The 21,982-nt window shown below is 72.9% G+C and carries 16 protein-coding genes; 12 read left to right on the top strand and 4 right to left on the bottom strand.

From position 1 onward, the window contains the following. Window positions 1–18: 18 nt before the first annotated feature. On the bottom strand, window positions 19–210 hold the full coding sequence (locus BT341_RS17465) for a hypothetical protein (RefSeq protein WP_072477314.1): 192 nt from the start codon (window positions 208–210) through the stop codon (window positions 19–21). A 142-nt stretch (window positions 211–352) separates the two neighbouring features. Between BT341_RS17465 and BT341_RS17470 the strand changes: the two genes are divergently transcribed. Genes BT341_RS17470 through BT341_RS17480 form a run of 3 tightly spaced genes read left to right on the top strand, consistent with a single transcriptional unit; the run spans window position 353 to window position 3,757 of the window. Further along, complete coding sequence (locus BT341_RS17470) at window positions 353–1,189, top strand: hypothetical protein (RefSeq protein WP_177328829.1); 837 nt, start codon at window positions 353–355, stop codon at window positions 1,187–1,189. 37 nt (window positions 1,190–1,226) lie between these two features. Continuing rightward, window positions 1,227–1,418, top strand: a complete 192-nt coding sequence (locus BT341_RS17475) for an MbtH family protein (protein WP_072477316.1) — start codon at window positions 1,227–1,229, stop codon at window positions 1,416–1,418. A gap of 29 nt (window positions 1,419–1,447) precedes the next feature. Then, window positions 1,448–3,757 carry an ATP-binding protein gene (locus BT341_RS17480; protein WP_072477317.1) on the top strand — a complete coding sequence of 770 codons (2,310 nt, stop codon included), beginning with the start codon at window positions 1,448–1,450 and terminating at the stop codon, window positions 3,755–3,757. Window positions 3,758–3,773: 16 nt separating this feature from the next. On the opposite strand, the gene BT341_RS17485 is transcribed toward BT341_RS17480, so the two are convergent. Beyond that, window positions 3,774–4,472: a hypothetical protein gene (locus BT341_RS17485; protein WP_072477318.1), complete on the bottom strand. Its 699-nt coding sequence runs from the start codon at window positions 4,470–4,472 to the stop codon at window positions 3,774–3,776. Window positions 4,473–4,695: 223 nt separating this feature from the next. Between BT341_RS17485 and gntD the strand changes: the two genes are divergently transcribed. From gntD to BT341_RS17525, 8 genes are all read left to right on the top strand, one after another. After that, a complete protein-coding gene (gntD, locus tag BT341_RS17490; protein WP_218177739.1) occupies window positions 4,696–5,787 on the top strand; it encodes a guanitoxin biosynthesis L-enduracididine beta-hydroxylase GntD in 1,092 nt (363 codons plus the stop codon). Window positions 5,788–5,802: 15 nt separating this feature from the next. Further along, window positions 5,803–10,884, top strand: coding sequence for a non-ribosomal peptide synthetase (locus BT341_RS17495; RefSeq protein ID WP_072477319.1), 5,082 nt, complete (start codon window positions 5,803–5,805; stop codon window positions 10,882–10,884). Then, window positions 10,884–14,108 carry a non-ribosomal peptide synthetase gene (locus BT341_RS17500; RefSeq protein WP_177328830.1) on the top strand — a complete coding sequence of 1,075 codons (3,225 nt, stop codon included), beginning with the start codon at window positions 10,884–10,886 and terminating at the stop codon, window positions 14,106–14,108. Before BT341_RS17495 ends, BT341_RS17500 begins: the two co-directional genes overlap by 1 nt. Further along, on the top strand, window positions 14,105–14,620 hold the full coding sequence (locus tag BT341_RS17505; protein ID WP_072477321.1) for a DinB family protein: 516 nt from the start codon (window positions 14,105–14,107) through the stop codon (window positions 14,618–14,620). Before BT341_RS17500 ends, BT341_RS17505 begins: the two co-directional genes overlap by 4 nt. Window positions 14,621–14,632: 12 nt before the next feature. Next, window positions 14,633–14,827, top strand: coding sequence for a ferredoxin (locus BT341_RS17510; RefSeq protein WP_072482016.1), 195 nt, complete (start codon window positions 14,633–14,635; stop codon window positions 14,825–14,827). Then, entirely contained in the window at window positions 14,827–16,683 is a 1,857-nt protein-coding gene (locus BT341_RS17515) for a 2-oxoacid:acceptor oxidoreductase subunit alpha (protein ID WP_245805002.1), read from the top strand. The genes BT341_RS17510 and BT341_RS17515 overlap by 1 nt, the downstream gene beginning before the upstream one ends. Beyond that, the gene (locus BT341_RS17520; protein WP_072477322.1) at window positions 16,680–17,744 is read left to right on the top strand and encodes a 2-oxoacid:ferredoxin oxidoreductase subunit beta; all 1,065 of its coding nucleotides are present in this window, start codon (window positions 16,680–16,682) and stop codon (window positions 17,742–17,744) included. The genes BT341_RS17515 and BT341_RS17520 overlap by 4 nt, the downstream gene beginning before the upstream one ends. A 73-nt stretch (window positions 17,745–17,817) precedes the next feature. Then, a complete protein-coding gene (locus tag BT341_RS17525; protein ID WP_072477323.1) occupies window positions 17,818–18,366 on the top strand; it encodes a DUF6328 family protein in 549 nt (182 codons plus the stop codon). A 3-nt stretch (window positions 18,367–18,369) separates the two neighbouring features. On the opposite strand, the gene BT341_RS47300 is transcribed toward BT341_RS17525, so the two are convergent. Next, entirely contained in the window at window positions 18,370–21,189 is a 2,820-nt protein-coding gene (locus BT341_RS47300; RefSeq protein ID WP_072477324.1) for a helix-turn-helix transcriptional regulator, read from the bottom strand. Between the two features lie 253 nt (window positions 21,190–21,442). Here BT341_RS47300 and BT341_RS17535 point away from each other — a divergent pair, with 253 nt between their 5' ends. Continuing rightward, entirely contained in the window at window positions 21,443–21,622 is a 180-nt protein-coding gene (locus tag BT341_RS17535) for a hypothetical protein (protein ID WP_245805003.1), read from the top strand. Window positions 21,623–21,750: 128 nt separating this feature from the next. On the opposite strand, the gene BT341_RS17540 is transcribed toward BT341_RS17535, so the two are convergent. Further along, a complete protein-coding gene (locus BT341_RS17540; RefSeq protein ID WP_072477326.1) occupies window positions 21,751–21,963 on the bottom strand; it encodes a three-helix bundle dimerization domain-containing protein in 213 nt (70 codons plus the stop codon). Window positions 21,964–21,982: the final 19 nt, after the last annotated feature.

Raw genomic sequence — 21,982 nt, forward strand, 5'->3', positions numbered from 1 at the left:
CGCCGGCAGTACTGAAACTCAGGCGGGCGCGGTGCCCGGCGCGGGCGTCCAGTGGGTGTCGCCGGGATCCGCGGCCGACCAGTGCGTGCCGCCGGTGGCGGCGGGTACGGTCCAGTGCGTGTCGCCCGGGTCGCCCGGGGCCGCGGTCAGCAGGCCGGCGACGGCGAACGCGCCGAGCGCGACTGTGATCTTCGAGCGGATGCCGTTCATGGGCTACCTCCGTGCTGGGATCGGCTGTTCGGTGGCTCACCCAGTCCAGGCGGCGGCCCTATCGATCCGGCGCAGCTGGGCTATCGGTCACCGATAGCGGCGGGATAGGCGACCGGAGGCGCGGCACCGGAGCGTGGTTTCCGTGACCACCGAAGGCGAGCGAGGCGGACCGCGGATCCCGCGGCTGTGCGCCGATCAGATCTGGACGGCGTTCGAGGCCATCGATCTGCTGGGTGTCCTGGCCGACGAGCTGACCGGCGCCGCGTGGGACGGCGCCGGGCGTTGCCGCCTGGCGCCGGAGGCCGGCGGCCTCGAGGACCACGTCGTGCTCCACGACCTGCACGCCGGGATCAGCAGGCTGCTGCCGGTGCCGGTGTTGCGCGCCTTCCGTGCCGCCGCCGTGACGACGCTGGTCGCGCGGCGGCTGCTCGTGCCGGGCGTGGTGCTCGGCGGCGTCCTCGGCGCCGGGTTCGCCGCGCAGGTGCACGTCGCGGTGCTCGCGCGGTTCCTGCCCGACTTCAGCCACGTGACGGTGTGCACGTGTACCGGCCTGTCGTCGACGCGGATCCTGCCGCGGCTGCTGGACCAGCTGGACCTGAGCGGGATCGGGTTTTCGGTGACCGACGACGCGCACGAGGCGGTGCTGGGCGCCAACCTCGTGGTCGCGCCGCCCGGCGGTGGCGGGTTCGCCGGCATCGGCCTGCCCGCCAGGGGCGCGGTGCTGGTCAACTCGTCCGGCCACGCGCTCGCGGCCCAGGTCGCCGACCGGGTCGACCAGATCTACGTCGACGACCCGGCGCGGACCACCCGGCACGAATACCGCGGCGCCGTCGTCGCGGGGCTCGGTGAGCTGATCACCGCGCGCGGCCTGCGGCGCCGCGCGGACGACGTCCTGCTCGCCGAGCCGGCCGGCGCGGACGCGCTCGACGTCCGGCTGGCCTGGGAGGTGCACCGGACCGCGCTCGAGCGGTCGCGGTGAACGAGGAGTTCCGCCCACTGGAGAAAGGGAAAGTGCGATGACCGAAGCGGTAGCGGAAGAGTACGAAGTGGTGGTCAACACCGAGGAGCAGTACTCCATCTGGCGCACCGGACGGCAGGTACCGGCCGGCTGGCGGACGGTCGGCAAGAGCGGCACGCGCGAGGACTGCCTGGGCTACATCGAAGAGAACTGGACGGACATGCGCCCGCTGTCGGTCCGCCGCGACTGACCGCCGCAGCCCTGGGGAGGTGGATCACCATGTCGGCTGACCTGTGGCGGGTACTCGACCGGCACCGGAAGAACCCCGGATTCGCCGGGCGCGAGGAGGAGCTGAAGGCACTGACCGGGCTGCTCGGCCCGCGCCCGGCCGGGGTCCGGCTGGTCACCCTGACGGGACCGGCCGGCATCGGCAAGACGCGGCTGTTCGCGCAGTGGTGGGAACAGCTGCCACCGGGCGGACCCGCCGTGGTCGCCGGCCGGGCCGAGCGCACGGCCCCGCCGTTCGAGGTGTTCTCGGACGCGCTCGACGGCTGGCTGCGCCAGCTGCCCGAACCACCGCTGGACGAGGACGGCATGGTCCGGCTCGCCGGGATCTTCCCGGCGCTGCCGGGCCACCGGCCCGCGTCCGGCGGCGGGCGGGCCGACGCCGTGTTCGCCGCGATCCGCGCCCTGCTGCTGCGGGCGGCCGGTCCCGATGGGCTGGTGCTGTTCTGCGACGACATGCACTGGGCGGACCCGGAGTCGCTGGCGCTGCTGGAGTTCCTCTGCCGGGAACCACCCGCCGTGCCGATCCTGATCGTGCTCGCCTACCGGTCCGCGCAGGCCGGTGCCGGGCTGACCGCCGTGGCCGAAACGGCGCGGCGCCACGGCGTCCTGCACGCGCTGGAACTCGGCGGGCTCGCCGAGACCGAGGCGGACCGGCTGCTGCCGCCCGGGCTGGACGTCCCGGCCCGGCGCGCGCTCTACCGCGAAGGCGACGGCAACCCCGGCCTGCTGCGGGCGCTGGCGGGCGCCGAGCCGCCCGCCGGGTACCTCGGCAGCGCCGAGCTGCGGACCGGCCTGCCGCCGGTGCTGACCGACGCCCCGGCGGGCGATCTGAGCAGGCTGTCCCGCGAAGCGTGGCCCACCGCGCACGCCGCGGCGGTGTGCGGCGACCCGTTCGACCCGGCGATGGCCGGGTGGGTCGCCGCGGCCGAGCCGGACCAGCTCCGGGAAAGCCTGGGCGAGCTGCGCCGGTGCGGGGTCCTCGAACCCGCGCCGGACGGCCGGCTCAGTTTTCGTGACCCGGTGCTGCGGGCCGGCGCGTACCACGCCTCCGGCAGCGGCTGGCGCCGCGACGCGCACGCGCGGGCGGTGTCCTGGCTCGAACGGGCCGGCGCCGGTGCGGAGGCGCAAGCGCAGCATCTCGAACACATCGCCGTCACCGGTGACGCGGTGAGCGCGCGCGTGCTCACCGAAGCGGCGCGCGACACGCTGTCGCGTTCGCCCGGCCGGGCCGCGCGCTGGCTCGAGCGGGCCGCGCAGCTGCTGCGCGGTGAACCGGCCGGGGAGGACCGGCTCGCGCTCGGCCGGGCCCTGACCCTGAGCGGCCGGTTCGCCGAGGCCGAGCGGGTGCTCCTGGCCGTCGATCTGCCGGAGGCCGGGCGCTGGCGGGCGAAGGTGTACCGGTTCCTCGGGCGCTACAGCGAGGCCGCGCACGAAACCCGTGTCCGGCGGCCGTCGGCGGGCGTGCGCGCGGAACTGCTCGCCACGGCGATGGAATGTCACGGCTGGCAGGACGCCACCCCGGCGGACGACCTCGCCCGCGAACCTTCGGCGGGCGAGGCGGCGGTGTGCAGCCTGCTCGCGGCGGCCTGGGGACGGCTCGACCGGCGCGACGGGCTGGCGCGCCACACCGAGCGGGCGACCGCGCTGGTCGACCGGCTCGGCGACGAGCACCTGGTGCCGGAGCTGGAAACCCTCCGCTGGCTCGCGGAGGCCGAGTGGCGGCTCGGCCGGCCGGGAGACGCGGCCCGGCATCTCGCGCGCGGCCGGAGACTGGCCAGTGAGTTCGGGCAGCATTTCCTGCGCAGCAGGTTCTCCGCGGGCCTGGGCCGGCTGGCGCTGGCCGCGGGCGAGCTGGACGCGGCCGCGTACCACACCGAAGAGGCCATGGGCTGCGCGGAGATCCTGGCCAGCCCGGCGCTGCTGGTCGAGGCGCAGGTCCTGCGCGCCGGCCTGGGCGTGGCCACCGGCGACGTCGAGACGGGCGTGCTGTACGCCCAGCGCGCGGTCGAGTTCGCGAGCCGGCTGGAGGACGCGAACCTGGACCTCGCGCGGCGGACGCTGCACCAGGCCCGGACGGCCCGGGCGGAACCCAGCGCCGCCTCGCACACGCTCAAGCTGCTCAGCCACCGCGAGGAGCAGATCGCGTTGCTGGTCAGCGAAGGCCGGACGAACCAGCAGATCGCGCGCGAGCTCGACCTGAGCCACAAGACGGTCGAGACCTACCTGGGGCGGATCTTCAAGAAACTCGGCATCTCGGCTCGCACGCAGGTGGCCCACCTCGTCGGAGTGGCGGGCGGCTGAAGGACTCGTGAGTCCTTCAGCCCGCCAGGGCGACCCAGATCGCCGAGGCACTCGCGAGCGCGGTGCCGTCGGCGTCATAGAGCGTGGAGGTGTTGCGCGCGGTACGCCCATTGCGGCTGTCCTGGTGCGCGACGACGACGTATTGCCGCCCAGGCGAAGGCAGCTCGTCGATCGTCGCCGTCATCCGGCCCAGCAGCAGCGGATCCGCGCGGGGATCGGTCGTCCAGCCGCCGGGACAGTCGAGCGCGCTCCACACGATCTCCGCGGGCACGCGGCCGTCCGGGCCGGCCAGCGCGTCGCCGGGTGCCCAGGTGCACGCCACGGTCGCGGGCCGGCCGGCGACCGGCGCCGGGGTGAGGCACAGGCCGTCCGGTTCGTGCCGGTCGACGCCGCAGGCGAAACACGTCGGGAACGGATGGCCTTCGCGCCCGGCGTAGGCGGAGGCGTTCGCCTCGGCCTCGTCCGGGCTCACCGGAGGCACGACGCCGACGGCCTCGGTGGTGCCGGCCGCGGTGGCGATCAGCGTTTCGCCGTGCCACACGTGCCGGCGTTTCCCGGCCTCGCGCAGGTCCAGCCCGGTGCCGAGCGGCACCGGCGCGTGCAGGGTGACCGTGTGCCGTCCGGGCAGCGCGCCCGCGATGAGACCGCACGCGTAACCGCCGTTGGCCGACCCGGGCGGCCCGTTGAAACGTCCGTCGATGGCAAAGGTGGGCATGCCGGCTCCGATACTCGCCGAAGGGGCGGAAATTCTCGTCGACCGTACTCCCGCGGCCGGCCCGGAACGTGTCAGGGAATGTCCCGACTGTCCGCGCACCCGGGGCGACGAGATGCTTTTCCCGCCGAATCACCGTGGTTCTCGCCGCCTTCGACTTTTCGGCGATTCCCGGGCGGCATTCGTGCCGAGCGCGCCGCGCTCGATTTCTCGAGGAGGCAGCAGAGTGAGTGTGACTGCGGACAAAGCGGCTCCCGGTGGTTACCGGGATTCGCTCGACGAGCGGGGCGGCACCCCGCGCCTGTCGCTGACACCGGACGAGCGCGCGGCGATCGCGGAGCTGACCGACGTGCTGCTGGACGATCCTTTTTCCGGCGAGCCGGAGCAGCGGCTGCACGAGCTGGTCCTGGCCGCGCACAGCCTGCCGGTACGGCTGCGTGCGGTGCTCACGGAATTCCGGCTGACCGGCCGCCCGCTCGGCGGGCTGCTCATCTCCGGCCTGCCGGTCGACGACCTCGCGCTGCCGCGCACGCCGACCTCATACACCGAGGTCCCGTACGGCCGCGAAGTCAGCCGCGCGGGCCTGATCCTGCTGCTGCTGGGATCGGCGCTGGGCGACCCGTTCTCCTTCGTGACCCAGCAGCAGGGCAAGCTGATCCTGGACGTCTTCCCGGTGCGCGGGCACGAGCAGGAGCAGCTCGGGTCCAGCTCGACGGTGAACCTGGAGTGGCACAACGAGGACGCCTTCCACGAGCACCGCGCCGACTGGCTGCTGCTGCTCGGCATGCGCAACCACGACGACGTCGCCACGACGTTCGCGCCGATCCAGGACATCCGGCTCGAGCCGGAGCACCGCAAGCTGCTCTTCCAGGAGCGGTACGTGATCCTGCCGGACGAGTCGCACTCGGCGTCGTTCAACGCCGCGACCACCGGGCTCGACGCCGACGACCGCATCGCCGAGGCGTTCGCCCGCGTGGCCGAGATGAACGCCGAGCCGCGGAAGATCCCGATCCTCAGCGGCGACCCGGACGCTCCGTTCGTGCGCATCGACCCGGCCTTCATGCAGCCGCTGCAGGACGCCGAGGCGCAGCAGGCGCTCGACATGGCGATCGACGCGATCGACGCGCGGCTGCGCGACGTCGTGCTCTACCCGGGCGACCTGATGATCGTCGACAACAAGCGGGCCGTGCACGGCCGCCGCCCGTTCAAGGCGCGCTACGACGGCACCGACCGCTGGATGCGGCGCATCAACGTCACCGCCCACCTCCGCAACTCGGCCGGACGCCTGCACGGTCCCCTCGGCCGCGCAGTGCTCTAGGGAGCGAATCGAACCATGAGCCCGGACAGCTGGAACGCGGTCCTCGCGCGGCACGCCCGGCGGCAGCCGGCGAAGACCGCGTTCACGCACCTGCCGGACGACCCGGCCGCCCCGCCCCTTTCGCTGGGCTACGGCGAACTCGACCGCCGCGCCCGCGACGTGGCCGCGCTGCTGGCCGAGCGCGGTCACGCCGGCGAACCGGTGCTGCTGCTGTACCCGTCCGGGCTCGACTACGTCGTCGCCTTCTTCGGCTGCCTGTACGCCGGCTGCGTCGCCGTGCCGGCCTACCCGCCCAACCGGCGGGCGGCGTCGGCCGAGCGGATCGCGGGCATCGTCGCCGACAGCGGCGCGCGGGCGGCGCTGACCGACGGCAGGCTGCTCGAACGGCTCGGCCCGATCGGCATCGAGCTGATCCGCACCGACGAGCCCGGCGAAGGCCAGTGGTGCGACGACACCGTCGACGCGAGTTCCGTGGCTTTCCTGCAGTACACCTCGGGAAGCACGGGCGAGCCGAAGGGTGTCGTGCTGACGCACGGCAACCTGCTCGCGAACGCGGCGCTGACCGCGGAGTCCTTCGGCACGTCGGGGGACACGACGGTGGTCTCCTGGCTGCCGATGTACCACGACATGGGCCTCATCGGTTCACTGCTCGGCACCGTCCACTGCGGAGGGTCGTGCGTGACGCTGTCGCCGGCGTCGTTCGTGCGCGAGCCGATCCGCTGGCTGCGCGCGATCAGCGACTACCGGGCGACCGCGTCGGGCGGGCCGAACTTCGGCTACGACCTGTGCACCGACCGGATCACCGCCGAGCAGCGGGAGACGCTCGACCTGAGCGGCTGGCGGGTCGCGTTCAACGGCGCGGAACCGTTGCGCGAGGACACGATCCGGGCCTTCGCGGAGTCCTTCGCGGACACCGGGTTCGACGCACGCGCCATGACACCGTGCTACGGCCTGGCCGAAGCCACGCTGATGGTCTCGGCGAAACCGGCGGGCACCGGCGTGGTGGTCGACACCCGCGGTGCGGCCGCAGTGGTCGGGTCCGGGCGTCCGGTGGCGGCGGGTCACCGGCTCGAGATCGTCGATCCGGCGACGGCCACGCCGTGTCCGGACGGGACGGTCGGCGAGATCTGGTTCACCGGCCCGAGCGTGGCCGCCGGCTACTGGAACCGGCCCGAGCAGACCGAATCGACCTTCCGCGCGCGGCTGACCGGCGACGGCACACCGTTCCTGCGCACCGGTGACCTCGGCTACCTCGACGGCGGCGAGCTGTACGTCACCGGCCGGGCCAAGGACCTGCTGATCATCCGCGGCCGCAACCACTACCCGCAGGACATCGAACGCACCGTCGAGGCGAGTCACCCCGCGCTGGTCCGTGGCGGCGGCGCGGCCTTCGGCGTCACCGCCGACGGCGCCGAGCGGCTCGTCGTGGTGCACGAGGTGGGCCGCGAACACCGCCACGACGACCTTTCGGCGGTCACGGCGGCGGCGCGAGCCGCGGTCGCGGCCGCACACGAAGTGCAGCCGCACGCCGTGGTGCTCATCCGGTCCGGCACGCTCCCGCGGACGTCCAGCGGGAAGGTCCGGCGGCAGGCCTGCCGGGCCGCCTTCCTCGACGGCGAACTGGCGGTGCTGGCCGCCGGGACCGCGCAAGCCGGCGCGGAGGCGGCCACTTCGGCCGCCGCGCGGCTGTGCGCGGGCATCGCCTCGCTGCTCGGCCGGGCACCGGGCGAGCTCACGACCGGCGCTCCGCTGCTGGAACTCGGCCTGGACTCGGTGGACAGCGTCCGGCTGGCCCACTGGCTGCACACGGCGCGTGGCGTGCAGATCGACGCCGAGGACCTCCTGGACACCACCATCGAGGAGATCGCCGCGGCACCCGCCGGGCCACGGCCCGCCGAGGCGGCGGCCGCCGAGCCGGCGGGCGACCATCCGCTGTCCGCCGGCCAGCAGTCGCTGTGGTTCGTCGGGCAACTCGATCCGGGCAACCCGGCGCACATCGTCGGCGCGGCCGTCCGGGTCCGCGGGAACCTCGACGTCACCGCGCTGGAGCGGGCGCTGAGCGCGCTCAGCGAGAGCCAGGCGTCGCTGCGCACCACGTTCCCGGTCGTGGCGGGCGAGCCGGTGCGGCGAGTACACGCGAAACTGGACCCGGGATTCGAGCACCACCAGGTGTCCGAAGTGGACGAGCTGAGCCGGATCGCCTACCGGCCCTTCGACGTCGCCGACGGGCCGCTGTTGCGGGTCGGCGTCGTCAGCCGCGGTCCGGACGAGCACTGGCTCGTCCTCGCCGCGCACCATCTCGTCGCCGACCTCTGGTCGACGGAAATCCTGCTGCGCGAGCTGGAAACGCTCTACCGCGACCTGCGGCCACTCCCCGTCCGCGGCAGGCAACCGGCCTCGCCGTCCGAGGCGGAAACCGAGGCGCTGGCCCGATTCTGGCGCGACCAGCTGTCCGGCGCGCCGGCGCGGCTCGACCTGCCGGGCGCGCGGCCACGGCGGGCCGATCGTCCGCGCGGGGACCGGCACGAGCTGACCGTCGGCGCCGAAGTGCTCGCGCGGCTCGAGAACCTCGCGCGGGAGCACCAGGTGACGTTGTACGACGTGCTGCTCGCCGCGTACCAGCTCACGCTGAGCCGCGACGCCGGAGTGTCCGACGTCGTCGTCGGGTCACCGGTGCACGGCCGCGACGAGCCGGGCGCGGCGGACGTCATCGGCTACTTCGTGAACATGCTGCCGCTGCGCGGCCGCTTCCGCCCGGAGCAGCCGCTCGCCGACATCCTGCGGCAGACGCACCGGACCACGACCGAGGCCCGGCGCCACGCCGGGCTGCCGTTCGCGACGCTCGTCGAGCGCCTCCGGCCCGAGCGCGACCCCGGCACGACGCCGTTCTTCCAGGCTGTGTTCACCTATCAGCCCGGCCCGCTCGGCGCGCTGGCGCTCGGCCGTGGCGAGGGCCGCCTGCCGTTCGCCGACCTGGAACTGTCCCCGGTCCCGCTGCGCCACGACGCGGCGCAGTTCGATCTGCTGCTCACCGTCGGCCGCGTGGGCGCCGGACTCGGCGGCATCCTCGAATTCGACGCCGATCGCTACGACACGTCCACCGCGGAACGGCTCGCCGCGCGGTTCCGGGCGACCCTGGCGGCGTTCGCGACCGGGACGTCCACGGTGGACGAGCCGGCCGTGGTCCTGCCGCGCGAGTTGACCTACGGCGCCGAGCCCGGTGCGTCGAAAGCCGCGCACGAGCTGTTCGCCGAGCACGCGACCGCGGCTCCGCACGACATCGCGGTGTCGTGGGACGGCGGCGAGCTGACCTACGCCGAACTCGAAACGCGCGCCAACCGTCTTGCCCACCGGCTGCGCGCCGCGGGCGCCGGTCCCGAGCGGCTGGTCGCGATCTTCCTGCCGCGTTGCGCGGAATGGCTCGTGTCCGTGCTCGCGGTGTTCAAGGCGGGCGCGGCCTACCTGCCGCTCGACCCGGCCCACCCGGCCGAGCGGGTGTCCTACGTCCTCGCCGACAGCGGCGCCGAGCTGCTGATCACCCGCGCCGCCGCGCCGGAGTTCGACGGTGCGGTGATCGACCTCGACACGGAGGACCTGGAGCAGCTGCCCGAGCGGTTCGACGCCGGTCCCGTCGACCCGCGCCGGCTCGCCTACGTGATCTACACGTCCGGCTCGACCGGACGGCCGAAGGGCGTGCTCGTCGAGCACGGCTCGCTGGCCAACCTGATCGCCGGGATGCCGGTGTTCGGGTTCGGTGACCACGAGCGGTGGACGCTGTTCCACTCGACCGCGTTCGACTTCTCCGTCTGGGAGACCTGGGGCGCGCTGGCCCGCGGCGGCACGGTCGTCGTGGTCGGGCCGGACGCGGCCCGTGACCCGGAGGCGTTCTGGAAGCTGGTCCGGCGGCACCGCGTGACCGTCCTCAGCCAGACTCCCGCGGTGTTCGCGCTGCTCACCGGGGCCGCGCCTGCTCGGCTGTCCGAAGTGGACCTGCGGCACGTCGTGTTCGGCGGCGAGAAGCTCGAGGCCGCGCAGCTGACGGACTGGTGGGCGCACGGCAACGGCAAGGTGCGGCTGTCCAACACCTACGGCATCACCGAGGTGACCGTGCTGCTGAGCGACGGGCCGGTCGCCGAAGACGCCGCCGGCCCGCCGCCGCTCGGGCTGCCGATGGCGGGCACCGAGCTGCACCTGCTCGACGAGCACGGCGAGCCGGCCGGGATCGGCGTCACCGGGGAACTGTACGTCGGCGGCATGGGCGTGGCGCGCGGCTACCTCAACCGGCCCGCGCTGACGGCGGAACGGTTCGTGCCGCACCCGTCCAGACCCGGCGCGCGGCTCTACCGCTCGGGCGACCTGGCCCGGCGCAACGCCGACGGCTCGCTCGACTACCTCGGCCGCACCGATCACCAGATCAAGATCCGCGGCCACCGCATCGAGGCGGGCGAGGTCGAGGCGGCGCTGGAGGAGATCCCCGGCGTGCGCCAGGCGGTCGTGGTCACCGGCGACGACGCTGCGGGGCAGCGCCGGCTGGTCGCCTACCTCGCCGGCACACTGTCCGAAGTGGACGTCCCGGCCCTGCGTGCCCGGCTGGGCGTGCGCCTGCCCGGCTACATGATCCCGGCCCGGTTCGTGCCGCTCGCCGAGTTCCCGCTGACCGCCAACGGCAAGATCGACCGGGCCGCGCTGCCGGACCCGGGCCGGGACGCGGGGGAGTACGCCGAGCCGTCGACCGAGAGCGAACGCCGCCTGGCCGAGCTGATCGGCGGCATGCTCAAGGCACCCCGCGTCGGCGCGCACGACGACCTGCTCGCGCTCGGCGGGCATTCGCTGATGGTGGCGCGGCTGGCCCTGCGCATCCGGGACGTGTTCGCGGTGGAAATCCCGTTGCGGGAACTGTTCACCGAGGAGATCACGGTCGCCAGGATCGCCCGGCTGGTCGACGACGCGGTGGCCGCCGGCGCGACCGCGGCACCGGCCCGGCGGATCGGCCGCGCCGACCGGGCCCGCTACGCCGCCGGCAGCACTTCCGGTGACCGGCTGAGCCTGCCGGACGGCCTGCGCCGCACCCGCGCCGAATCGAATGGGAGAGCATGATGCCAGCACAGCCGTCCGCCATCTTCCCGGTGAGCCCCGCGCAGGAAGCGCTGTGGGTCCTGGAACAGCTCGTCCCGGGCACGGCGGCCTACCACATCCCCGTCGCGCTGCGGCTGCTCGGCACGCTCGACCGCGCCGCGCTGGGCCGGGCGCTGTCCGCGGTGGCCGCGCGGCACGAAATCCTGCGCACGTCGTTCGCGGAGGTCGAAAACCAGGCCGTCCAGCTCGTCGCGGACGCCGTGGAGATCACCGTGGCGGAGGTCGACCTGAGCGCGACGCCGGAAGACCTGGACGCGCGGCTCGAGGCCGAGGCCGCGCGGCCGTTCGACCTCGCCGCGGCGCCGCTGCTGCGGGCGACGTCCTTCCGGCTGGCCGGCGACGAGCAGGTCCTGCTGATCACCGTGCACCACCTGGCCGCCGACATGTGGTCGCTGGGCCTGCTGATCGCCGAGCTGTCCGCGGCCTACGCGGCCGAGACCGGCGGAGAACCCGTGGCGGCGGACGAACTCCCCCTGCAGTACGGCGACTTCGCGGTGTGGCAGCACGAGCAGCTCACCGACGCCGCGGTCGAGACCCTGGCCGCCCATTGGCGGGAGCGGCTCGCGGGCGCGCCGGGACTGCTGGAGATCCCGGCCGACCGGCCGCGCCCGGCCGTGCTGAGCTTCCGCGGCGACATCCTGCCGGTCACGCTGCCGGCCGCGACGTCGGCGAAGGTCGCGGAGCTGGCCCAGCGGCGCGGCGCGAGCCCGTTCATGGTGCTGCTCGCGGCGTTCCAGGCGGTCCTGGCCCGGCACACCGGCGGTGAGGACATCGTCGTCGGCACCCCGGTTTCGACGCGGGAGGCCGACACCGAGGACCTGATCGGCTGCTTCGTCAACACCGTGCCGCTGCGGACGTCGCTGGCGGGCGACCCGAGCTTCGGCGAGCTGGTCGATCGGGTCCGCGAGGTCACCCTCGACGGCGTGCAGCACCGCGACCTGCCGTTCCCGAAGCTCGTCGAGCAGCTGCGCGTGCCGCGCGACCTGAGCTACAACCCGGTGGTGCAGGCGATGTTCGTGCTGCAAAACGCGCCGCTGCCGACGCCGGAACTCGCGGGCTTGAGCGTGACGCCGGTGCACGTGTCGCGCGGTGCCTCGCAGCTGGACCTGGATCTGCAGCTGTGGCACGACGGCGAACGGTTCGAAGGGTTCGTCGAGTACAGCACCGACCTGTTCGAGGCCGCCACGATCGGACGGCTGTGGGACCACCTGACCGTCCTGCTGTCCGCGGCGCTGGACGACCCGGACACCCGCCTGTCCCGGCTGCCGCTGCTGACCGCCGCCGAGGAAGAACGCGCGGTCGTGGCGTGGAACGACACCGCGGCGCCCGGCCCGGACGGCTGCCTGCACGAACTGGTCGAGCGGCAGGCCGGACGCACTCCGGACGCGGACGCCGTGCTCTGGTCCGGCGGCAGGCTCAGCTACCGCGAGCTCGACGCCCGGGCCGACGCCGTGGCCGCCCGGCTGCGCGAACTCGGCGTCGGCCGCGACGTCCTGGTCGGCGTGTGCGCCACCCGGTCCCCGGCGATGGTCGCGGCGCTGCTCGGCGTGCTCAAGGCGGGCGGCGCCTACCTGCCGCTCGACCCTGGCTACCCCGCCGACCGCCTGGAGTACATGATCACCGACGCGCGCCCGCTCGTCGTGCTCACCGACGACACGTCCGTCACGCTGCCCGAGGGCACGCCCGTCCTGCCGCTGAGCGAGATCACGGGTTCCGCGGCCGCCGTCGCCTCCGTGACCCGGCCCGGGGATCCGGCCTACGTCATCTACACGTCCGGGTCGACCGGGCGGCCCAAGGGGGTCGCGGTGCACCACGCGGGCGTGGTGAACACGCTGGCGCACCTGACCGCGGCCCACGGGATCGGTCCGGGCGACCGGATGGCGAACGTCTCGCCGATCAGCTTCGACCTCTCGGTCTTCGAGCTGTTCGGCGCGCTGACCTCCGGCGCGGCCGTCGTCCTGCCCGACGCCGGGCGCGCCACCGACCCGGCGCACTGGCGGGAGCTGCTGACCGCCTTCGGGCTCACCGTCTGGGGCTCGGCGCCGGCGTTGCTCGACGCGCTGGTCGGCGAGCTGGAACGCGAGGCGGCGACCCACCCGCTGCGGCTCGCGGTGGTCGCCGGCGACGTGCTGCCGCTGGGCGTGCCCGGCCGGGCCGCGGGCGTGTTCCCCGGGCTGACGATGCTCAACTACGGCGGCCCGACGGAGACCACGATCTACTCGATCGGCGCGCCCGTGGACGTCGTCGATCCACAGTGGACGTCCATTCCGTACGGCAGGCCGCTGCCGAACACGCGGGCGCTGATCCTCGACGACCGGCTGCGGCTGGTTCCGGTCGGCGTGCCCGGGCAGCTCTACCACGGCGGCACCGGGATCGCCCGCGGGTATCTCGGCCGGCCGGCCCTGACCGCCGAGCGGTTCCTCCCCGACCCGTACGCCGGGGACGGTTCGCGGCTCTACGCCTCCGGTGACCTCGCGCGGTATCGCGAGGACGGCCAGGTCGAGCTGCTCGGCCGCATCGACCACCAGGTCAAGATCCGCGGATTCCGGATCGAGCTCGGCGAGGTCGGGGTCGTCCTGGACCGCCACCCGGCGATCGCGGAATCGGTCGTGGTGGCCGCGCCGGATCCGGCCGGGCCGGAGAAGCGGCTGGTCGCCTACTACGTCCCGGCCGGCGCCGGAGAGCCGCCGGTCGCGGAACTGCGCGCACACCTCGAGCGGACCCTGCCGGACTACATGGTGCCCGCGGTGTTCGTGCCGCTGGCGGCGTTGCCGTTGTCGCCCAACGGGAAAGTCGACCGGAAGGCGCTGCCCGACGCCGGAACCGAGCGGCCGTCGCTCGGCGTCGAGTTCGTCGCGCCGCGCGACCCGGTCGAGGAGTTCATCTGCGGGGTCTGGCACGACGTGCTGGCCGTCGACACGATCGGCGTGCACGACCACTTCTTCGAGCTGGGCGGCCAGTCGCTGCACGCCACCCAGGTCGTCTCGCTGCTGCGCGAGAACCTCCGGGTCGACGTGCCGCTGCGCACGGTGTTCGACGCGCCGACCGTGGCGCGTCAGGCCGACGCGGTGCGCGAGCTCGGTGCCGGGATCGACGTGGCCGCCGTCGCCGAGACCGCGCTGCGGGTCGCGGAGATGACCGACGAGGAAGTGCTGGCGCTGCTGGCCGCGGGGGAGCGGGCATGACCTTCCGGAACCCGGTGCGCCGCGTCGGCGCGCCCGGCGTCGCGGGCGAACGCGAGGCGCTCACGGCGTGGCTCGCCTGGCACCGCGCCACGCTGCTGACGAAACTGGACGGCCTGGCCGACGAGCCACTGCGCCGGGCCGTCCTCCCGACGGGGCTGTCGCTGCTCGGCATCGTCCGGCACCTGGCCCAGGTCGAGCAGGGCTGGTTCGCGCTGGGGTTCGCCGGGATCGACGAGCCGGTGGTGTTCGGCGAATCCGATGACGAGGACGAATCGTTCCGCGTCGGCCCGGAAGAGACGACGGACGAAATCGTCGGCACGTATCTGCGGATGTGCGAGCGCAGCCGCGAGATCGTCGCCGCCGCGGAATCGCTCGACATCGCGGTTCCGGACGAGCGGCGCGGGAAGGTCGACCTGCGCTGGATCCTGATCCACATGATCGAGGAAACCGCCCGGCACAACGGACACGCCGACGTGATCCGGGAACTCGTCGACGGCACCGTCGGCGACTGAAGGGAGCAGGCCATGCGCGTGGCCATTGAGCAGGAGCGATGCGTCACTTCGGGCCGGTGCGCGTTCACCGCACCCGAGGTGTTCACCCAGAACGACGACGGCCTGGTCGAGGTCCTGACCGAACGGCCCGCCGCGGACCAGCAGGAGGCGGTCCGGGAGGCGGCGTTCCTCTGCCCGGCGCTGGCCATCGAAGTCAAGGGGGACTGATGGTAGTCGTCAGCCGCATGGTCATCCGGTTCGCGGGTGATTCGGGTGACGGCATGCAGCTGACCGGTGACCGGTTCACCTCGGAGGCCGCCGCGTTCGGTAACGACCTGTCGACGATGCCGAATTTCCCGGCGGAGATCCGCGCGCCGCAGGGCACCATTCCCGGCGTCTCGAGCTTCCAGGTGCACTTCGCCGATTACGACATCCTCACCCCGGGCGACCGCCCCGATGTGCTGGTGGCGATGAACCCGGCCGCGTTGAAGGCGAACCTGGGCGATGTCCCGCAGGGTGGGACGATCATTCTCAACACCGATGAGTTCGTCAAGCGGAACCTGACCAAGGTCGGCTACGCGACCGACCCGTTGGAGGACGACACGCTCTCGGCGTATCAGGTGCATCGGGTGGCGATGTCGACGTTGACGCAGGGTGCGTTGGCCGAGACCGGTTTGGGCAAGAAGGACGCCGAGCGGTGCAAGAACATGTTCGCGCTCGGGTTGTTGTCGTGGATGTATCACCGGCCGACCGAGGGCACCGAGCGGTTTTTGCGGGAGAAGTTCGCGAAGAAGCCGGAGATCGCCGAGGCGAACATCCTGGCTTTCCGGGCGGGCTGGAATTACGGGGAGACGACGGAGTCGTTCGCGACGACGTTCGAGGTCGCGCCGGCGAAGCTGGCGCCGGGGACGTATCGGCAGATCACCGGCAACACCGCGCTCGCGTACGGGATCGTCGCGGCGGGGCAGCGCTCGGGCCTGCAGATCCTGCTCGGCACGTATCCGATCACTCCGGCCTCGGACATCCTGCACGAGCTGTCCAGGCACAAGAACTTCGGGATCATCACCTTCCAGGCCGAGGACGAGATCGCCGGTATCGGTGCCGCGCTGGGCGCCTCCTACGGTGGCGCGCTGGGGGTGACCTCGACCTCCGGTCCGGGGGTCGCGTTGAAGTCCGAGACGATCGGGCTGGGGGTGATGGTCGAGCTGCCGCTGGTGGTGATCGACGTGCAGCGCGGTGGCCCGTCGACGGGGTTGCCGACCAAGACCGAGCAGGCCGACCTGCTGCAGGCGATGTTCGGCCGCAACGGCGAGTCCCCGGTCCCGATCGTCGCCCCGCTGTCGCCGGCGGATTGTTTCGACGCGGCGATCGAGGCGACCCGGATCGCGTTGACCTACCGCACCCCGGTGCTGCTGCTCTCGGACGGGGCGATCGCCAACGGGTCGGAGCCGTGGCTGATCCCGGACGTGGACACGCTGCCGGACCTGCGGGTGCAGTTCGCGTCCGAACCCAACGCCGACAACGACTCCGGCGAGTTCTGGCCCTACGTGCGTGACCCCGAGACCCTCGCCCGGGCCTGGGCGGTGCCGGGGACGCCGGGGTTGCAGCATCGCATCGGCGGGCTGGAGAAGGCCGACAAGACCGGCCACATCTCCTACGACCCGGCCAACCACGACACGATGGTCCGGTTGCGGCAGGCCAAGATCGACGGCATCGACGTGCCCGACCTGCTCGTCGACGACCCCTCCGGCGGCAAAGCCCGCGTCCTGGCGCTGGGCTGGGGCAGCTCGTTCGGGCCGATCGGGGCGGCGTGCCGGCGGGTGCGCAAGCTCGGCATGCCGATCGCGCAGGCGCACCTGCGGCACCTCAACCCGCTGCCGGGCAACCTCGGGGACATCCTGCGCTCCTACGACAAGGTCGTGGTGCCGGAGATGAACCTCGGCCAGCTCGCGCTGCTGCTGCGGGCGAAATACCTGGTGGACGTCCACTCCCACACCAAGGTCGCCGGGATGGCGTTCAAGGCCGAAGAACTGCAGAACGTCTTTTCCGAGATCATCACCAGCGTTACGGAGGCGGCGAAGTGACCGCGATCGACCTGGGGACACCCACGCTCGGTGGCCTGGACCTCGTGCCCACCACCGACCAGCCGCAGAAGGCCAAGGACTACAAATCCGACCAGGAAGTCCGCTGGTGCCCCGGCTGCGGCGACTACGTCGTGCTCAACGCGGTCCAGTCGTTCCTGCCCACCCTCGGGCTCAAACGCGAGAACATCGTGTTCATCTCCGGGATCGGCTGCTCCTCACGCTTCCCGTACTACCTCAACACCTACGGCATGCACTCCATCCACGGCCGCGCCCCCGCCATCGCCACCGGCCTGGCGACCACGCGCCCCGACCTGTCGGTGTGGGTGGTCACCGGCGACGGCGACGCACTGTCCATCGGCGGCAACCACCTCATCCACGCGCTGCGCCGCAACGTCAACATCAAGATCCTGCTGTTCAACAACCGCATCTACGGCCTGACCAAGGGCCAGTACTCCCCGACCTCCGGGCAGGGCATGGTCACCAAGTCCACCCCGATGGGCTCAGTGGACACCCCGTTCAACCCCCTGTCGCTGGCCATCGGCGCCGAAGCCTCCTTCGTCGGCCGCGCCCTGGACTCCGACCGCAAAGGCCTCACCGAAGTCCTGCAAGCCGCCGCCCAGCACCGCGGCTCGGCACTGGTCGAGATCTACCAGAACTGCCCCATCTTCAACGACGGCGCCTTCGACGTCCTCAAAGACGCCGACGAAGCCGCCACCCGCCTCATCCCCCTACACCCCGGCCAACCGATCCGCTTCGGCCCCAACCAGGAATTCGGCATCACACGCAGCGACTGGGGCGGCCTGGACATCGCCAAAATCGCCGACATCGGCGAAGACAACGTGATCGTGCACGACCCCTCCATCACCGACACCACCTACGCCTTCGCCCTCTCACGCCTCGGCGACCAAAACCTCAACCACGTCCCCACCGGCATCCTCCGCCAAGTCGAGCGCCCCACCTACGACGACGGAGCACGCGCCCAGGTCGAACAAGCCCGCACCACCCACACCCCCGACCTACAAGCCCTCCTCCACGGCAAAGACACCTGGACAGTCGCGTAACCAGCGGCGGCGGCCTTCCGGCATCCGTTGATCGACCGATGTCTCGATCCGCCGTCCGCGGGACCGTTGCCGCATGAACGTGAACGGGATCGAGACGACCTGTCTGGACCGGCCGCATCCGGCCGAGCTGCCGGACGCCCACGACCAGTGGAACTTCGCGGCGCGCCGCGAGACGCCGACCCAGCGGCTGGACCGGAACTACGCCGAGATACTGCAGGAAGTGCGGGTGGCGCAGACGGGGGTGCAGCTGTTGCTCGCGTTCCTGCTGACCGTTGCCTTCACGCCGCGCTTCGCGACGCTGACCGAGTTCGAACGGCGCGTGTACGTGAGCGCTCCGATTCTCGGCGCGGCGGCCACCGCGTTGCTGATCGCGCCGGCCGCCTTCCACCGGCTGGTTTTCCAGCGGCGGCTCAAGCGGGAACTGGTGCTCGCGTCCAGCCGGTTCGCGCTGTTCGGGCTGACCTTGCTGATGCTGTCCATCGGTTCCGCGCTGCTGCTGATCCTCAGCGTCACCCTCGGTGCCGTGCCCGCCGCGTGGTTCACCGTCGGTGCGCTGGGCTGGTTCGCGCTGTGGTGGTTCGTCGTGCCGATGTGGAGCCGGATCCGCAACTCCCGGTGCTGAACCTCATCCCGACGCAGAGTGGCGGCTCGCCTCCCGGGCGATGTCGATGCGGGAGTGCACGCCGAGCTTGGCCAGGATGTGCGAGACGTGCGTGGCGACCGTGCGCGGGGACAGGAACAGCCGGGCCGCGATCTGCGGGTTCGACAGGCCTTCGACCACGAGCGCGGCGATCTTCCCCTCGGTCGGGGTGAGGCTCGCCCAGCCGTGCGTGGCCTGGCGGTGCTTCACCGTCGGGCCACGCCGGATGCCGAACGTGCGGAACCGGGCTCGCAACCGGGCCACGTCCCACTGCGCGTCCAGGTTCTCGTAGAGGTCCAGGGCGCGGGTGAACGCGGCTCGCGCCGAGCCGCGGTCCCCGGCTTCGGCGAAGGCGACGGCGGCGGCTTCCAGCGACTTCGCGCGGGGGAGCGGACGGCCCGCGTCGCGGTAGTCGTCGGCCGCGCGCAGCAGCGTCGCCGCGTCGTGCCCGGTCAAGCCCTGGCAGTAGCTGCCCAGTGCCCGCCGGTGCGGCACGCCGGATCCGGTCGCGACGGCGCGCACGCGGGCCTCGATCCGGGCCAGGGTGCCGGTTTCACCGAGCTCCACGGCCAGCCGGACGGTGTCGCCGAGCAGGTCTTCGCCGCCGTCTTCGCCGGTCAGCGCGGCGGTCAGTGCGGCGAGCGCCCGGTCGGGTTCCCCGGCGTGCTCGAACGCGAGGCCGCGTGCCAAGGCGAGGGGTTCGACCACCCGGTCGCCGATCCGTTCCGCGGCCGGCGCCGCCGCGTCGAGGTGCCGGTACGCGGCGGCCGTTTCACCGCGGTGGAAGTGGATGATCGCGGCCACGCCGTGGTCGCAGCAGGCCACGCTCGGATCCTTGAGGTCGTCCGGGACGACGTCGACCTCGGCCACGGCGTCGTCCCACCGGCCACTGCCCAGCAGCAGCTGGCCGAGCGCGCTCTGCGACTGGGCCAGTCGGACCACGCTGCCGGCGCGGTCCGCCAGCTCGCGGGCGCGTTCCGCGGCGGCGAGCGCGTCGGGGTACCGATCGAGCGCGCCGAAGGTGACGGCCTGGTTGATGCGCAGCAGCAGCCCGAGATCGGTGAGCGCGGGGTCGCCGGGTGCGATGGCCATCGCCCGCTCGAACAGCGGCAGGGCCCCGGTCCACTCGCCGCGCATCATCGCCACCAGGCTCAGCACGTGCAGCGCCCAGCCGGTTGCCCAGTGGTCGTCGCCGGCTTCGGCCAGCGCGGCGGTGGCGACCCGGGCCGCGGTGTCGACCTCGCCGAGGTCGCGGTGGGTCCGGGCGGTGAGGACCAGCAACCGGGCCCGCTGCCGGGCGGGCAGGCCCGGTGTGGCGACGGCCTGCTCCAGCGTGGCGAGCGACTCGGCGGATCGTCCGGTCATCCCGCGGCACTGGGCCACGGTCGTGTGCAGGTCGACGAGCAGATCCGGGTCGCAGGCCCGGGGCAGGGCGCGGCCCGCGACGCGCTCGGCCTCGGCGAAGTCACCCACCCGGTACAGCGCCTCGGCGAGCCGGCAGCTCAGCACTCCGATCGCGGGGTGGCCATTTCGGGCGTCCCGGACCGCGTGGCGCAGCAAGGTGACCGCGACCTCGGGTGCCTGACCGATGAGCGGGGCGGACGCGCCGGGCAGCCAGTCCACGACCCAGCCGGGCACGGGTTCGCCGGCGTTCCCGGCGGACACCGTGGGCAGCAGCTGCCGGGCGACCCGCTCGACGGGGGCGCCGGCCTCGGCCAGCGCCCGTGCGGCGGCCCGGTGCCAGACGGCCCGCACGCCCGCCGGCATCTCGTCGTACAACGCCGTGCGGATCAACGGGTGCCGGAACGCCAGATCGTCACCCGCCGCCATCAGCACACCCGCTGCCCGGGCTTCGTCGAGCGCCGGCAGCAAGCGGGGAAGCTCGGCCTCCGCCACGATCGCCAGGTCGGCGACCGAGAAGCCGACGCCGAGCAGCGCGGCCGCCCGCAGCACGGTCCGCGTCCGCTCCGACAGGAAGCCGAGCCGGTCCGCGATCGCCTCCGGCAGGGAGTCCGGGGTCGGCCCGCCGGTCAGCTCGGCGATTCCCGCGTCGTCGACGGCGAGGCAGGAACTCCTGGTGAGCGCGTCGAGCAGTTCCGTGAGGTACAAGGGGTTCCCGGCGGCGCCGTCGGCCAGCTGGGCCAGCTGGTCACCGGGCTTGCCGCCGGCGAGCCGGGCGACCAGCTCGAGCACCGCCGGTTCGGTGAGCCGGCCGACCCGCAGCCGTTCGGCGGGCCCGACGATCCGCCGCAGCGCGCGCAGGTCGTCGCGGCGGGGGATCGGGCGCAGCACGCCGATCAGGAGCAGCGGCAGCTGCCGGACCGAGCGAGCCAGCCGGCCCCACACCGCCACCGTCGCGCGGTCGGCCCACTGAAGCTCGTCGACGACCAGCACCACCGGGCCGGCCTGGCAGAGCTCGTCCACGAGGCCGAGCAGCTGCTCGGCGGCCGCGGTGGCGAGGTCCGCTCCCTTGCCCCGTGCGGTTTCCCCGCGCAGGAGACCGGCGATGGCGTCCCGCCGCGGATCCGGCGGGGAAGCGGCGGTGACGCGCAACGCGTCCAGCAGCGGCAGCAGCGGCAGCGCCTGCCCCAGCTCGTCGCCGGCACCCCGGAAGACCTGGCACCCCGCGCGGGCGGCGGCCGCGCAGGCGGCCTGGACGAGGGTGGATTTGCCGATGCCCGGCTCGCCGTCGACCAGGACGGCCCGGCCGCGGCCCGCCGCCACGTCGTGCACCCAGCCGGCCAGCCGGGACAGCTCGCCGTCCCGGCCGATCAGGAGGTCAGCACCGTCCGTGAGCGGTTGCACACGGACGATAATAGAAGAAGAACACCGGCTGAACAAGAGATGTACTCGGCGTGGCCGGCCCGCTGGTTGGAAATCCGCTGTTCCGATTCGGGAAACATGCGGTTCCGATGTCGTTCGCCGCTGTGCGTGCGGCGGAATATCGCCGCCTGGTGTTGGCGCGGACTTAACCGCTCGTTGCCCGCCGGTTGTGCCGGCTCTGGAAGCGTCCGCAGGGCCCGAAGTCGGTTTCGCCCGATTGACCACCGGAGGAATGATGCGGGTTCACCGCGCGGTCGCCATGGTCGCGTTGACGCTCTTCGCGACGGGTTTCCTGGGTACTTCCGCGGCTTCCGCCGTCGCTGCCGAGAGCGCGGCACCGACCGCGGTCCTCGCCGGCGCCCCCGACGAGATGGGGTACAACGGCGTGTCGCCCGACGAAATGGGCTACAACTAAGGGTTTTCCGGCCCTGCGGCCGCGCCGGGAATTTATTTCCCGGCGCGGCCGTTTCCATTGTTCCGGCGAAAACGGCTGTGCCGGACAAAGCCGTCCGGAAACCTTTTCGTGGCGCGCCTGCGGCGATCTCAAGGGGTGGCCAGCGCCGCCCGGACCCGCCGTTCGACCAGGATCGGCACGAAGACGTGGATCCGGGCGCCGGCGAACCGGGCGCGTTCGCGGTCGACCATCGCGTGCAGCCGGGGCCGCGCGACGTCCGCGTAGTCGCGGTCCAAGCGGTCCTCGAGCTGCGTGAAATGGGTGTCGAGCTGCTCGGAGGCCATGGTGTCCAGCGTGCTCATCGCTTACCTTCCGTCGGGC

The organism is Amycolatopsis australiensis (assembly GCF_900119165.1).
Taxonomy (GTDB): domain Bacteria; phylum Actinomycetota; class Actinomycetes; order Mycobacteriales; family Pseudonocardiaceae; genus Amycolatopsis; species Amycolatopsis australiensis.